This window comes from Paenibacillus sp. NPDC056933 (assembly GCF_042674385.1).
GTDB lineage: Bacteria > Bacillota > Bacilli > Paenibacillales > Paenibacillaceae > Paenibacillus.
In genome coordinates this window covers 2,560,735-2,576,036 of sequence record NZ_JBHUQN010000001.1, presented here as the reverse complement: position 1 = coordinate 2,576,036, position 15,302 = coordinate 2,560,735, and the positions used below count along the sequence as shown (strand labels likewise).

Annotated in this window: 9 protein-coding genes; 1 reads left to right on the top strand and 8 read right to left on the bottom strand. The window is 47.3% G+C overall.

Features of this window, described 5'->3' with window-relative positions:
- The 3 genes from ACFTRD_RS11460 to ACFTRD_RS11450 form a co-directional block, all read right to left on the bottom strand.
- Entirely contained in the window at positions 1 to 918 is a 918-nt protein-coding gene (locus ACFTRD_RS11460) for a carbohydrate ABC transporter permease (protein WP_379381316.1), read from the bottom strand.
- 58 nt (positions 919 to 976) lie between these two features.
- On the bottom strand, positions 977 to 3,874 hold the full coding sequence (locus ACFTRD_RS11455) for an extracellular solute-binding protein (RefSeq protein WP_379379847.1): 2,898 nt from the start codon (positions 3,872 to 3,874) through the stop codon (positions 977 to 979).
- A gap of 112 nt (positions 3,875 to 3,986) precedes the next feature.
- Positions 3,987 to 5,348, bottom strand: a complete 1,362-nt coding sequence (locus ACFTRD_RS11450) for an extracellular solute-binding protein (RefSeq protein ID WP_379379845.1) — start codon at positions 5,346 to 5,348, stop codon at positions 3,987 to 3,989.
- A 294-nt stretch (positions 5,349 to 5,642) separates the two neighbouring features.
- Here ACFTRD_RS11450 and ACFTRD_RS11445 point away from each other — a divergent pair, with 294 nt between their 5' ends.
- Positions 5,643 to 6,410: a helix-turn-helix domain-containing protein gene (locus ACFTRD_RS11445; RefSeq protein WP_379379843.1), complete on the top strand. Its 768-nt coding sequence runs from the start codon at positions 5,643 to 5,645 to the stop codon at positions 6,408 to 6,410.
- An 88-nt stretch (positions 6,411 to 6,498) separates the two neighbouring features.
- Here ACFTRD_RS11445 and ACFTRD_RS11440 read toward each other — a convergent pair whose 3' ends face one another.
- From ACFTRD_RS11440 to ACFTRD_RS11420, 5 genes are all read right to left on the bottom strand, one after another.
- The gene (locus ACFTRD_RS11440) at positions 6,499 to 8,127 is read right to left on the bottom strand and encodes a helix-turn-helix domain-containing protein (RefSeq protein ID WP_379379841.1); all 1,629 of its coding nucleotides are present in this window, start codon (positions 8,125 to 8,127) and stop codon (positions 6,499 to 6,501) included.
- Positions 8,112 to 9,869: a sensor histidine kinase gene (locus tag ACFTRD_RS11435; RefSeq protein WP_379379839.1), complete on the bottom strand. Its 1,758-nt coding sequence runs from the start codon at positions 9,867 to 9,869 to the stop codon at positions 8,112 to 8,114. The genes ACFTRD_RS11440 and ACFTRD_RS11435 overlap by 16 nt, the downstream gene beginning before the upstream one ends.
- A gap of 58 nt (positions 9,870 to 9,927) precedes the next feature.
- Positions 9,928 to 11,616 (bottom strand): extracellular solute-binding protein, encoded by a 1,689-nt coding sequence (locus ACFTRD_RS11430; protein WP_379379837.1) that lies wholly within the window; start codon positions 11,614 to 11,616, stop codon positions 9,928 to 9,930.
- A 133-nt stretch (positions 11,617 to 11,749) separates the two neighbouring features.
- Positions 11,750 to 13,309: a glycoside hydrolase family 43 protein gene (locus ACFTRD_RS11425; protein WP_379379835.1), complete on the bottom strand. Its 1,560-nt coding sequence runs from the start codon at positions 13,307 to 13,309 to the stop codon at positions 11,750 to 11,752.
- 19 nt (positions 13,310 to 13,328) lie between these two features.
- The gene (locus ACFTRD_RS11420) at positions 13,329 to 15,158 is read right to left on the bottom strand and encodes a family 43 glycosylhydrolase (protein WP_379379833.1); all 1,830 of its coding nucleotides are present in this window, start codon (positions 15,156 to 15,158) and stop codon (positions 13,329 to 13,331) included.
- Positions 15,159 to 15,302: the final 144 nt, after the last annotated feature.

The window sequence follows — 15,302 nt, the reverse complement described above, 5'->3', positions numbered from 1 at the left end:
TCATTCACCTATCTTTCTAAGCATTTTTTGTGTCAGCACGTTCGTTCCCAGCATCAGGACGAACAAAACGGTTGCGATCGCGGACGCATAGCCCATCTCGAACCGAATGGTTCCAAAGTCCATCAAATGGGTTACGACGGTATGTGCTGCATAGTTAACGCTCGGGAAACCAGCCAGTGCAATGGAGATTTCGGCCACGGCAAACGAGGCTGTAATCTGCATGACCGCACCAAACATCAGCTGTGGTCTCATGGAAGGCAGCGTAATATACCAAAGCTCCTGCCACCGGTTTTTGATACCGTCCACCGTACCCGCCTCCACCAGGGAACGATCGATGGTCTGAAGTCCGGCAATGAAGGCAAGAAAGCTTGTGCCGAGACTGAGCCACAGCTGTACGACGATGACGATAGCCAGCACGTATTTCTCATTCGACAGCCATTGAATCGGTTCGAGAACAACGCCGAGGCGCATTAGAAAACCATTCATGTATCCGTAGCTGTCCCCCGAGAAAACGATTAGCCAGATGAAAAAAACGTTTCCTGAAATGGATGGTGCATAAAAGACAAGTGTCATGATTGCACGAATTTTGGGTGACAGCTCATTAATAATCCATGCAAACAAGAAACAGGCAATATAGCTGACTGGCCCCGTAATAACGGCAAACAGCAGCGTATTTTTAAGCGCAATCAAAAAAACATCATCGTTCAGGAACAGCCGTGAATAATTTTGCCAGCCGACAAATCGGGGCAGCTCCAGCATGTTGAAGTGAAAAAAGCTCAGCCCCAGCGAGATGCCCACCGGAATGACAGTAAACATGAAAAAGATCAGCATAAACGGTGCCATCAGCACATAATAGTGCCTGCTTCGGTATAAATCCCTTTTCAAAAGGGACCACCAGCTGCTCTGCCTTGTGTTGATGGCAGGAGCAGTGGATGACTTGGTGGTTTCTGCGTGCAACCGTTACCCTCCCTTCTCTCTACTTCAGATTGAATTCCTTGCGCTTGAGCTCGATTTCATCATCAATGTACAGGACATAATCAGCCAAGGCTTCACGCGGATTCTCATTGGCATTAACCACCTTGCGGAATGCGTTATCGAGATGTCGGCCCGTAAAGTATCCGCCGGGAACTTGAGGAATGCCTTCTACCCACTCCCATTGTTTCTTCAGGTTCTGATAATCCTTAACTGGCCATGGCAGCTGCTCCAGCGCTTCAATATTGGCAGTCGGATAACGCGCCGCTGCCCCCATGAGCCCTTCCATCTCTCTGCCATATTCGATCTGTGTCTGCTTGTCGGTCCACCACTTCATGAACATCCAGGCAGCTTCTCTGTTCTTGGCGTTTTCCAGCATCATCACCGCACTCGTAGCACTTGCCACCTCATGCCTTACGGACCCGTCCTCCAGCTGCGTGCCGGGAACGATCGTGAAATCCCAAAGATTGCGAATTTCCGGTGCCATGACCGTCAGCATGTTGTAGGTGGTGTAATCCGCAATGCCAATCGGCATCTCCCCGGTACGGAAGCGGTTTGGAAAGTCAGCTTTGAGAGGGAATTTGTAATTGGTATAAAATTGAGTCCAACGCTTGAATGCATCCATGGAAATCTCCGAATTCAATGCGCTTTCCTTCTGATCTTCCGAATAAAATTCGCCGTCGTTCTGGTAGAGCAGCATGGCAAAGGTCGCGTTAGGTACCATGTTGGCATTGTTCGTCGTATCCTCAATCGGAAGGTAGAACTCCATGTTGTGCTTTTGCAGCACCGAAATGGCATTATACACATCCTGCCACGTTTTTGGCGGCTCCAGGCCAAGCTCATTCAGAATATCCTTTCGATAAAACAACATCGGAAAATGCTGCTGCTCCGGCAGGGCATACACTCCGTTGTTGAATTGGTAAGGCGTCAGTCCGCTTGCGCGAAATCGGGTTGCAACCTGCTCAAAATCCGGGAATTGGCTCAGATCAGCCGCTGCATTCCGCATGGCGTAATTAACCGGAATATCTTCGCCCATCTGCATGGCTACATCCGGTCCTTCCCCGGCAAGCGTAGCAGGCAGCAGAATATTAGGCGGAACGAGGCGCAATTGAACGGATATATCCGTTTCCGGTGTAAAGGAATCATCAATCAGACCTTTCAGAACCTGTGCCTGATCGCGTCCCGTTGTAATCCATACCGTGATGGAATCCTTATTCTGTTCAACGTTTCCGATGCTGTCATAATCCTCCGTATAAGAAGCGACATAAGCTCCCATTTCATGTTTCATCTGCTGCAGCATGGTCGCCTCTGCCTTCGGCATCTCCTGATCCGGTGAGGATACCAGGACGTAATCCAGTGAGATAGGCTGTTCACGTACGGATAGAATCCATGTACCTAAGCCGCCCACATTGATCTTAAAAGTATCCAGACGTTTGGGCACGGTTTCCGGTCTTGCCGCCATGTCCTCTAACTGAATAACCATGGCATGGAGAATGGCGACCTTATCGCTCTGTTCACCTGTTGCCTTCTCCAGGTAGTCAGCAACCGATCGAAGAATATCTGCCTGCCGCTTGAATACCTCAATCATCTCCGGAATCCGAGTTTCCAGCTGATAATCCCGCATGGGGTCCGGTTTATTGGAGGTAATCATCAGAATTTTGCGATACATTTCGTTTAACTCCAGCACGCTTGATTCCACTGTACGCAGCAGTGGAGCGATATCGCCCAGCGTAACGGTCATGCGCAAACGGTGACTTCCTTTCTCCAAATGAAACAGGTAAGGCTCGCTCTCACTTGTGCCCAGTACCTGTGTCTGCCAATCGGGACTGTAGTTGAATCGAATGCGCTTCATTTCTTCAAAAGGAATTTTGCCGTCGATCGTCAGACTTCGTGTGGCATACACGCCGCGAAGCTGATCCTGTTTTACTTTGAGCGCAATCTGGTACAGGCCGTCCTCAGGTACATCCACATCCCATTCGATCCATTCACCAGGAAGCTTCCAGTTGATGCCCCCAATGGCATTGACACGGATTTTGGATACATCATACGGTTCCAAAGACGGGCTTGAACGATCGGAGATAGGGGCGAGGGTTGGCGAGGATTTACTCACTGCGTGCTCTCCCTGTACCTTGATCATGACGGGATCAGCCGGCTTCAGACCTGCTGCTTCATAAGTCGTCTGAAGCTCTGTGTAAGCTGGAATGCTCTCTTCCCGGTACAGCTCGATATAATCGATCGCCATGCTTTCGCGCAGCGATGTCAGCGACAGTGTCTGTGTTCCCTTTTCAAAATAAAATTGGTATGGCTCTTCGAAGTAACCCGCACTGTCCTTAAAAGAAGCAAGCTGCCAGTCAGGTTGCTCAACCTGCCTTGGCCGGAGGTCGTTGCCGCGATCATCCCTGCGAACATTGTCATCGCGATTCCCCCATACCCTGTCAAATAACAGCACATCGGCTCCTCTGAACGGAACCTCTCCATTCAGCTCCAGCTGCCGTTCAATCCCTGAGCTTTTGCCTGTAGCAGGATAATAATGTATTCGCAATTGATATAACCCGCTGACTTGAACGGGAACTTCCCAACTGATGGTGCCGGATTCCGGAGTGATGACGGCTTTCCCGTCTAAGTCGGCATACCCGTTGACGATCTCGAACTTGCCGTTCAAAGCCTGGGTGAATGACTCCCCCTCAATCCGTATGGTCTGCACCGGCTTGTCTGCGTCAGCATGAACGGAGAGGTAATGCTCATAGCTGCGAGAGTCTTCTGTACCGGATACCGCTTCGAAATCCTCGCGTGCCTGAACGATGCCAGGACCACGATCCCTTGTAAAGTAAATGCTCCATAATGAGAGAATCATCACCATAGCGAGCAGCAGGATCAGTGCCTTTTTCTTTCGTGACCGCATGTTCGAATACGTCCCCCTTCCTTCTGCCGTGGAGTATGATGGTTATGGATTGAATTGCCTCTCGGGATATGGGCCTGACAGCCCTGTTCATCCCGAGAGCAGTTAAGAGTGCTTATTTGTAGACCTCGTCAATGGAAGCTTGGAAGGGCGCCTTATATTTTTCAATGACCGTTGATACGGATACACCTTCAAGCAGCTCACCGTTGAAATCCCAGAACGGCAGGGACGGGAACGTATTGTGGTCCAGCACCAGCATACCTTCGGCAACGGTTTTGGCATTTTCAATGTCGGCTTCTTCCGTCAGGTGAGTCTCGAGGGTAGACTGACTCGGGTAATCGTATATGGAGTCAATCTCGTTGATTTTTTCCCAGATATACATCAGCTGTTCCGGGTGTTCTACTGCCTTCGGAATCGTCAGCGCCTGATAACGCGATTCCCCGGAGTGGTACGCTGTAGCACTTGGTCCTTTTGGAAAAGGAACAAAACCGATATCGTAGTCTTTCATATCTGTACGAATGCCTTCAATCTCATACATGGCTCCCGAGTACATGAGCGTATTACCCTGACGGAAGAACGTCGCCGGTTCCGTCCAGTCTCCGCCCTCCGTAGGTCTTCCTATCTTCTCTGTCGCCAATTTGGAAACAAAGCTCAGCGCTTCTTTTGTTTTTGGGTCCTCCAAATTTTGTTTGTCAGCCTTGGTCAGAGAGGCCTCGTTGGAATACAGTACAGGCTCAAGCAGTCCCGTTTGGGCCAATCCCCACGTATCGAGTTTTCCATCGTTGTTACGATCCTTGTTCGCCTTTTTGGCGACTTCAACGAACGTATCCCAGTTCCATTGATCTTCGTCCACATATTCTTGCAACGGCTTCATGCCAAGCTCCTGCATGAGTGTCCGATTGTAAAAGATTCCACTGATAAATGAAGATTGATCTTCAGTGAATCCATAACCTCTGCCTTCATACTGCATGTACTGGTTCGTCGTTTTCTGGTTGAATACCTTATCGTTCTTGGTGTATTCATCAATGGGCCATAACAGGTCCTGTTTGGTCAGTGCCGGGATGGCATAGTCTTTGCCCAGCCTCACAATGTCACCCAGCGGCTCACCTGCCATAAGGGAAGCCACGACCTTCTCCTGATACTCACCAAAATCAATCGAAATGTATTCGATGTCAAAGTTATGCTTCTTTTTCAGCGCCTCCAGGTTCTCGATTCGTTGAATGTTGTCCGGGTTGCTATCTGTCATTTTCATATCCCACCAGGCAACCACCTTGATGGTTCTTCCTCCCATGTCAAAATCCATCTCTGGGGTAGATTTCTCATTCTTTGGTTCCTTTTCTGTTTCGTTCGTGGCCTGCTCCTCCTGCGGTGCCTTTGTGTCTGGCTCTGTCTGGGCGCTGGAGCCGTTACTGCAAGCACTCATCAACAGCATGACTGCTAGAATCAGACTCATCAGCATGAACATGTTTTTTCTCATTGTTGTCCCCCCTGAATGTGGTTTTGTCGTTTTCCATCAAAGTGTAGCTTTTAAATGAAAGCGCAAACAACATGTCTAATTACAGGTGTTTACCCTGGCAAATTATAGGTTTTGGCAATTTGAATACAGATTGAAGCATTTACCTATTTAATTGGTAAACAATTGCTCCCTCTGCAAATAAATGCACATTGTATGCGCTTTCTTTTTTTCTCATAATGAAATTAAGACATTTGTCATTCAGGTATTGAGGTGCGGGGAGTCGGTATATATCAATTGAAAGCGAGGGATTGCTTCATGCATAACATCTTGCTTGTGGATTTTAGTTGCTGTGTGTTCGGGGATATTCAACAGCTACTGCGCCGCAGCAACTCTGAATATATCATTGGAGATCGTGTTGATTCTGCCCAGTCTGCGGTATCTGCATTGTCTAAGCAGCAGTTCACTGTAGTGCTCATAAGCACCGGAGGATGTGCTGCTGCAGGGTTGTGGGTATGTCACCATATACGAAAAATAAGCCAGATTCCCATTCTGATCATGGGAGGCCATGATCACTTTCAGCTTGTCCGCAAAGCACTGGCCTATCAAGTAAGTGATTATTTGCCCGGTCGGTTTAACGCCTCTGCCCTCCTGAATAGCCTGAACAGACTCAAATCCAGGCTTGAGCCAGAGCAGACCAGACGGAATTCGTCATCCGTAAGGCCAATCCTTCAACTTGAGGGTAAACATATCCCCTCCGCAGAGGTCATCAAGATAATCAAAGCTTATGTCCTCGATCATCTGAGTGAGGATATCACATTGAAAAAAATTTCCGATATGGTTCATTTTAACTGTGCATACCTTGGGCAAAAATTCAAATTGGAAGAGAGCATGTCCTTCAATGATTACTTGCTTCAGCAGCGAATGGAAAAAGCCAAACTGCTGCTGAAATCCACCGATTTGCGGATTTACGAAATTGCAGCCGAGGTCGGATATATGGATACAGACTGGTTTTATAAAAAGTTCAGGGCGTACACAGGCGTGAGTCCCAATGCCTATCGTAAACTAAAAACGTTCACCGCTTAATTCGGAAAATTACCTTAGCCAGCCGTTAAACCAAAAGAAAAGTAAGGCCACAGGAGATTCAAGCCCGTGACCTTACTTCTCTTCCCAATTAACGAACCATTAAAGATTCCCTGAATTCCTGGGGAGTCATACCTGTCACCTTTTTGAAGAAACGGGTAAAGGAATGAGCTGCCTCATAGCCGACCTGAAGCGCAACCTCACGAACCATGAAATCGGCATTTCGAAGCAAGTCCTTCGCCTTCCGTATTCGCAGCTCGTCAATAAATTCGGAGAGGTTAATACCCATCTCCTGTTTGAAGAAACGGGACAGATACGATGGATTGAAATGATAAAGCTCTGCCAGTCTGACAAGGGAAAGGTCTTCTTCCAGATGTTCCGTGATGTAAGTACAGAGGGAATGAATTACGGCATTTGCCCGATCCTGTTCATTCGAGCTTTTGAAGCGAACCAGTTGGTCGGCTGCCTGGTACAGAAACTTCACCGCATCCTTCATACACGTATACTCATTGAGATGCAGCAGTCTGCGCTGATCGGGTATATCCTGATGCAGACCCCAACGATTGATGGTTGAATACAGATGAAGCGCCAGATTATAGTAGGTTTCCATGGCCCTCTCCAAGGTGACATCCTGTTGCATCAGTTCATTGGCCAATTCCTCAAACACTTCGTAAAATTGCTGGATTCGCCCCGTCTCCAAATACCCTGACATCAGATCGATCCGGTTACTGACCCGTGTGAGCTCCTTTAGGCCCTGATTCGGCAGAACCTCATCATAATCCCGAAGCACCATGGAAATTCCATCGCCAATCTTCATCCAATGAAGCTGTCTCAACCTCTCGTATTGTCGTGGAATTCCGGACCAGTAACAACTGTTTCCAGCCAATGCAAATGCCACAGCATTGTCAAGTGAATTCATACATGCTTCCTGGACCAATTCCAATGTACCCTCAAGATATCGGACAAGGGAACTGCTTGGCTCGGTTTCCGTCTGCTTGGGCTGAATAAGCCATACCATATCCCCATAATGGTCCGGTACGCTCACGTGATGAGTCTGCTCATCCATCAGGGAGGAAACGATCAATTGCATCGATGCCTGAATCTTGGCGCGTTCCGTATGGGCATATTTATCCCTGGAATGAATCCGGCCGAGCACAACATATACAGGGGAAGAAGTATGCATCCCAAGGTCCCAGCGATCCAGTTGTTTCTGGATTTCACAAGTAGAGCTCTCATACGCATGGCTGTTCAGTAGCAGATTCCGTAGATACTCTTCCTGCTGAAGCAGATCCAGCTTACAAGTAATCTCGTATGACTTCTCCAGCAACTCATGCATGTGGTGACTTTTCCTGATTTCTTCCATTACTTCCTTCACAACGGATAACACCTTGTCATAACCTTCTGTTTTGAGCAAATAACGGACATTGGGCATCTGAAAAGCCCTGTAAGCATAGTTAAAATCGCTGTAGCCTGTTAGAAAAATAACGCGGCAGTGCGACCAATAGGCCTGAACCTGCTCCGTCAGCTCAAGACCGTTCATACCTGGCATGCGAATATCGGTCAAAACGATATCAATTCTGGAGCGTTCCAGCCAGGCTAATGCCTCACTCGCTGAATAAGCCTTGCACACATCAAGACGGTCAGGCATATATCTTGCAAAGGTTTCATATAGAGCATCCGTAATAATATCCTCATCATCCACTATCAAAAGTCGATACATCCGTCTTCCCTTCCTTCCAAATGAATTCGGATTGTGACCTTTAATCCCGACAGTTCACTTCTTGTCAAAAACAACCCGCTTTCTTCCCCGTATGTCAGCACCAGGCGTCGATGGATGTTTATTAAACCGGTCATTTCATCCGAGTCGCTTTTTTCCAGTATACGTCGTTGAAGCGCCTCAATGTGGTGATCCTCCAACTCATGTCCATTGTCCTCCACACTAATCTCTGCGATCTGCTCCTTGATGCCAAACCGAACTCGAAGCATGCCCGGATCGGTCATTTTTTCCAGACTGTGTTCATAAGCATTCTCAATGATTGGTTGTATGATCAATCGGGGAACACAAATGCGCTCCATTGTCATTGGCAAATCCCCGAAATCTGCCTGTATGCGTCTGGAGAAACGCAGCTTCTGGATTTCGGTATATATCCGTGAATGGGATGCCTCTTCTTCCAGCCTTACATGATCCGTTTCGTTCCGGGTAATAAACCTGAAATATTCGCCAAGCATGTTGGTGAATTGTTCAATTCGCTCCGTATCCCCTGTTCTTGCAAGTGAATTGAGGATAAAGAAACTGTTATATAAAAAGTGGGGATTAATCTGGGACTGAAGCTGCTTCAATTCGGCGCGCTGCGTCATCATCGTTTGTTTGAAATCCCGATCGATCAGCAACTGAAGCTTTTCAAGCATTTGATTAAACCGGGTATACAGGAAGCCGAACTCATCCTTACGCTTGTGTACGATAGGAATATCCAGTACACCGATCTCCATTTTTTTGAACCTCTTGACGAGCAAAAGCAGGGGAATGTGGATGAGCTTATAACTGGAATATAGGAAGGCCGAAATAGCAATAAATGAGGTAATGGCAAACAACCAGGCCCAATGATAGAACTTGCTGAGCGGCCTCTTCACACTCTCTTCCGGCAAATACGTTGCTACAGACAAGCCCAGAGGCTCCATACGGCTCTGACTGACATAATAGCGTATGCCATCCACCTTCACCTGAAATGCACCATAGTCCTTCTTGGCTATATGGTCGCGATATTCAGAAAGGATAAAATCATGCTGCGAAAGGTCTGTAATGATAAGACCCGTTTTTTCCTCTATCAGGAAAGAACCGCTGTCAGGGTAAAGATTAAGCTGGGTCAGTGCATGTTGAAATTGTTCTGTATCCAGCTCAACCTGGACCGCGAACAACGGAGCCTCTCCCTTTTTCCCAGCCTGCTTCACGGCACTCAGGTTCATTCCACCCTCCTTTATCCTAAAACGGGCTCCATTCCCCTGGTCGCCTGAGCTGAAGTAGTTATAGGAATCGCTGTTGTAATCATCAATTCCGTGGGTGGCGGAGACGCTTTTGCCAATCGTGCGAATATGCACATGGACATTCTTGATATAGACACTGCTATTTTTAAATGTAGCCAGCCTTTCGGCCAGATAGTTCAGTGTTTCTCGACGATCTACCTGATCCATCATGTTCCAGAGAATGGCAAGCCTGTTCAGCTTTCTGTCTTCCACAATGTCAAACTGCTGCAACTCCATCCATTCCATTTCTCGATTCAGTTCTTCGAGATAACGGGCAAGCCGTCTTTCCGTTGATGACGATATTTCCCGGCTGGCATTGTCATAACTCCAGTTGTACAGATACGTCCCCAACAGGATTAGCGGAAGAACAAAGATCAGATAGGTCACGACCAGTCGTGCGAAGATGCTGCTGCGCCATGATTGGGCCGGGAATTTAATCAACTCATCCCCTCCAGCATACGAATTGCCTTCTTGTCTGAACGCACCCTTGAGGAGGGATTTAACGTTCCAATGCCGTTTTTGTATTTTTGGTATCGTGCCACGCATTAACCTCCGCTGTGATCTGATCTCCGCCCAACCTTTTCCAATTGGTCACAAACTGATCGAACTCTTCTATGGGTCTGCCCAAAATAATATTCAGGTAGGCTTCAAGCTGAAGATTATTCAGTATCATCTGTCGGTCAATCATCGTATCTGTAATTCCTCCCGTGAATTGATCGTATAGCAGCTGTCCATTTCTTTCGTAGCCATTAGCAATACTGAACGCTCCAGACGACCCATAGGTTTGATCCCATCCCCAACCGCTCTCCACGTCTTCATGGATGTAAGCTTGAATTCTTTTTTGAATAGCCAATGCTTCCTCTTGGAGGACCGAAAGATCCCCTGAGCGGTTCGCTTCCTGAATTTGGCGATAGGCGTCGAGGTTTTTGGTTCCTGGAAAAGGGGTGACTGGCGAGAGCATCCACACGGCCTTGGAATCGTCATTGTAGTAGGTTTCGTACTTTGCATGCTCGCCCCAGTTGGTCTCCAAATGCAAATTCATGAGCTTCATGATGACTTCAGGATGGGCATAGTCTTTTCTAACGGCGAAATATTTCCAGGTATTGGTGCGGAGCGGCACCTTCGCCAAACTGCCGGATTCTCCTGTGATGGGAAAAGCCTGCCATTCTGCTTCTGGATCGGCCTCTCGGCTCGACTGGATCATAAAAGGAGTCCATTGTTCACCATATAACATGCCAATGGTTCCGTTCTGAATCAGGCGTGCTTCATTCGTTCCTTTTTTGTAGCTGAAATCGGGGTCAAGCTGGCCATCAAGGTACATGTTTTGCAACACTTGCAGCGCCTTTCGGACTTCGGGTTGTATGCCCCCGTATACGAGTCTGCCATCCCCATCCTTGATCCATATATTCGGATATGCACCATACCCGGCCATCAGGCCGGCAACCCCCATGACCGGGTCCCACAAGTGATTCGTTAGGGCAAGTCCGTACGTATCCTGTAGACCGTTACCGTCAGGGTCCCTTACTGTAAACGCTTTAGAAATCTCAAGCACATCTGCCATGGTTTCAGGTGGGCGAAGCTTCAGGCGTTCAAGCCAATCCGTTCTAATCCACAAGTACTGGGCTGTTTCAATGGAGGATGCCGTTTCAGGTATAGCCATCAACTTGCCATCAATGGTTGCCGCGTCAAACGGACCGCTTCCTTCTGCTTCCAATATGCTCTTCGTAAGAGGAGAGGCATAGGTTTGGTACACCTCGGACAGATTCTGAATCAGTCCTGCATTACTCAACTGCCTTAGCTGATAAGGATTTACTCTGACAATGTCAGGAATACGTCCGGCAGCAAGAGAGATACCCAGCTTCTGTCCGTACACATCTCCTTTGGCAATCCAGTCATATTGAAGCTGAATCCCCAACTCCTGCTCATATAACCTGGTCCAGCGATTGTCCAGTAATGTCTCCCCGGGCAGCTGGCTGATCATTTGTTCCAGGTCGTCCCCTGCTTCTCTGACAAAAGATACCTGTACCGGGGAGCTGTATTTTCTAAAACTCGGCTCTTGATCCGCAGCCTGCACGTTCCTATCTATAAAGCCCTGTTCCGAATATCCACGTGTATGTCCTGTTGGTATGCATGCACTGAGCAATAGAATCACAGCCAATTTTGTTTTGGTTAATACAGTGATGCGCATATGATGCACCCCTATTCGGCTGAAATGAATATTGTTTTCCTGATATTGGGATCTGTTCTCATTGTACATGAAATAGCTTCACCGAAGCAGAAAGAGGCAATATATTGTTAAAAAAGCCGCCAGCTCGGCGACTTCACTCCCATTCTTTCTGCTCATCTGGCAGCATCACCTGATATTCAAAATTTGAAAAATCAGCCATTCCTCCAAGCACTCTTGTGGAATATAAAAACAACCCGATCCGGCATCCCATAAAATGATCCAGCTTATAAATCATCTTGTGAGTGATACCAAGCGGCTTCCACTCCGCTCCTTCCAGATAGTAGAAAGTACACTCGTCCTGATTGTCCATGAAATTCCCAATGGCCTTGAGTTTAACTTCTGTTTCCCCTATAGGGATTCTTGCGTATTCGGTGGCTGGCTCCTCATCAATCAGATTACCGAAGATGCTTGAATCTTCACTGCTTCTTGCCAGCATGACCAGATATAAACGACCTTCATTCCTCGTAAGTGCAATCAAACCGTATGTGCCTATCAAAAAACACAAACCTGCATAATCACCGTCATTCAGCCTGCTTCCATCCAGTGTGACAGTCGCTTCACATACTGGTCCCATTGCGCGCTGAGTCAGCGTATTAACAGCAAAGGTCAGATTGGGACGAATATGACCGGATTGAATTCGATAAACGCCCGGTTTGTCGGTAACGGACCAGAGGTCATTGTGCGGGCTATGGTTCCATTGCCAAAAATCGTTCAGTCGTACACTTCCGTCATCGCCGGGTTCATAATAAAAGCTGTCGCTCCCAAACAGAGGTTTGTATGTATAATCCGGTCTCGTGCTTGGAATCAGGATTTGCTTCGGCGCTTGCTTGGCAAACACCGGAATATCGTTCTCGAAGTGCAGCGGGACCAGCACGGGTATGCGTCCGATGGCACCATGATCCTGAAACAGCATGGCATACCAGTCTCCGACTGGCGTATCTACGATTCCTCCCTGGGCTACCCCTGAATTGAAATATCCCATATCATCATTGAATACTTCCCCACCAACAAACTCATCTTCCAGCGCATCGGCCGTATAACAAGCCTGTGTTCTTCTGCCGGAAGCCTTGGAAATGTGGATCAGAAACACAACATATTTCCCGTTAATTTTATAGAAGTGTGCACCTTCATAGCCAAGGAAATAAGGCTGTTTGTCTTTTACGATCATGCGATGTACTCCGCCCTCTTTGGGTCCAGAGAGATCGGAACATAATTCGGTCAGATAAATCTCGGCATTGCCATGAATCAGGTAAACTCGATCATCATCGTCGAAAAACAGCGAGCAATCATGATAAAAACCTTCCACATACTGCTTGGTCCATGGACCCGTTATTTCCTGGGCTGTGTACAAATATGTCTTTTGCGTATCATTGGCAACAAAAATGACGTAGAACGTATCGTTATGGCGTCGAAGCGAGGCAGCCCACATGCCTTTGCCGTAAATCTGCTGGCCTTCCTCCAAACGCTGGGCGGGTGTGTCATCAAGTCTATCGCACACATAAGCAGCGGTCTCCCAATGAATCAAATCATAGGATCGCAGGATGACGCAGCCTGGCATCATATGCATCGTTGTACTGACCATATAATAGGTATCTTCGACCCGAATCACATCCAGATCCGGATAATCAGCCCAAATAATCGGGTTTGCAAACATATTTTCTGTTCTCCCCTTTCTAGTCATGTTTCACCACTACCTCAACAGATACATTATCAAATTCTCGTTTAAGATCGCGATCCTCGGTTAAATCCAGAACCGGATATCCATCGATGTCAAAATGGACACGGCGAATTCCGCAGGCTCGAGGTGCATCCAAACCGGGTCTGGCATGATAAACATTCCATGTGATACCTTCATCATCCACTACATAGGAATTGTGACCCGGTCCAAATTCTCCCGCAACACTCCTGGATGTTAACAGAGGATAATTCGATTTTGTCCATTGCTCCGGGTCCAACAAATTGTCATTTCCATTCAGGGTTAGAAGCCCTACACAATAAGTGGCGTCTACCGCTGCACTCGCAAATGTTAAAAACAGCTTGCCGTTTCGGATGAGGGCGAACGGCCCTTCATCGACATACGTGTGATTGTTTGCCCAGCCGTAATCCGGTTTGGACAACAAGACGGGTTCACTGCTCAACCTCCATGGCTCTTTGGAATCAAGTTTGGCAATGTACAGCCATGCTCCACGATCTACAGGTACAAACTGGCGCTCAGACCAGGACGCATAATATTCATCGTTCCATTTAAAGACCGTCATGTCGAGGGAAATTACTTTTCCGGCTTCACACAGATAGGTTCCATCATTTCGAAGCACGCGCTGAGGTCTGGACCAATCCGCTGCATGAGTTAGGTTACCACCAGTACTCAGTTTCATCACATGGCATTCTTCATTCAGAAAATCACCCGAGGTAGCTGCATGAAAAAGGTATAACTCATCTGCAATGGTATGCAGCTCAGGCGCCCACAACAAACCTTTAATATCGTCATATGTGCTGGTGTCCAGAATCAAGGTTTCCCGGGCTTCAACGAGACCCGCTATCGTATCCGATTCTCGAATATACAGCGTTTGGTTATGATCTTCATCATTTGTTGCTACAAAATAGTACTTGGATTTCCATTTTGTAATGCAGGGATCTGCACGGTTAGCAGCAATGGGAAATGCATAATGCTCCTGTACAACCGTACCTGTCACAAGGTAAGTTCCTTCCTCCTCCCACGTTACCATCTCCCCATTCCAATTCACTTTCTTGAGGGATGTGGTACCATCGCTGTATTTTGCGATTGCCTTAAGCGCTTTCAAATCTTCAATTGATGTTGCAATGATACGGTCCGGGACTTGGATCGCTATGTTAGCAGGCGGTGTTAGTCGGTGGACTGCGCGCTGTGCAACTTGACGTGAAACCCGAAGCACATTGCGGGGAATGATTCCTTCAATATCCGGGGATGCCGATGTCAGTACAAATGCCTCTGTCCTTGTCGGGGTGGAAGCACTTGTTAGGCGAAAGAGATTCTGCATCGTATTTTGAAAAAAACAGCCATTCTCATCTCTCCATCGAATCACATAGGAATGGGTTAACTCATTATATTCACACATCACGTCATGGACATGTACATCGCCTTTCAGGTCAATTAGACCAATTTCTCTATAATGCAGCAGATCAGATGAATGAAAAAACAACACAGCTCCCTTGCTCTCTGTATCGTGCTGTCCTTCGGCTTCTGTTCGCACTGCAATAACGCCATATGTACCATCTTGAAGAATGAACACATATGGATTATGCAAACTTTTGGCATTCAAGGTGCCATTCTCATTTTTCGTTGCCTTTGCAAACAATACACCTGAGTTATGGTTGAGCGCACGGTAATTTGATCCATCTTCACTGTAGGCAAGGTGCATGCTGTATGCAAGCCTGGGTGCGTAGATCTTTTTTTCTTGAGGAGAACGGGTATAGGAGAGGATATAGTGATACTCCTTTTCCTTTTCCACTTCTGGTATCATCATAATATGTCCCCTTTATTGATCATTTCAAAGACTTATCCGTCGATATAGCCGTAACGTTCTATTGATTAATGAATGATTTCTTAATGGTTTTCCCTTAAAATTATAGAATAGAAGTGCCCTTCAAAGAATGATATATGCTAACGC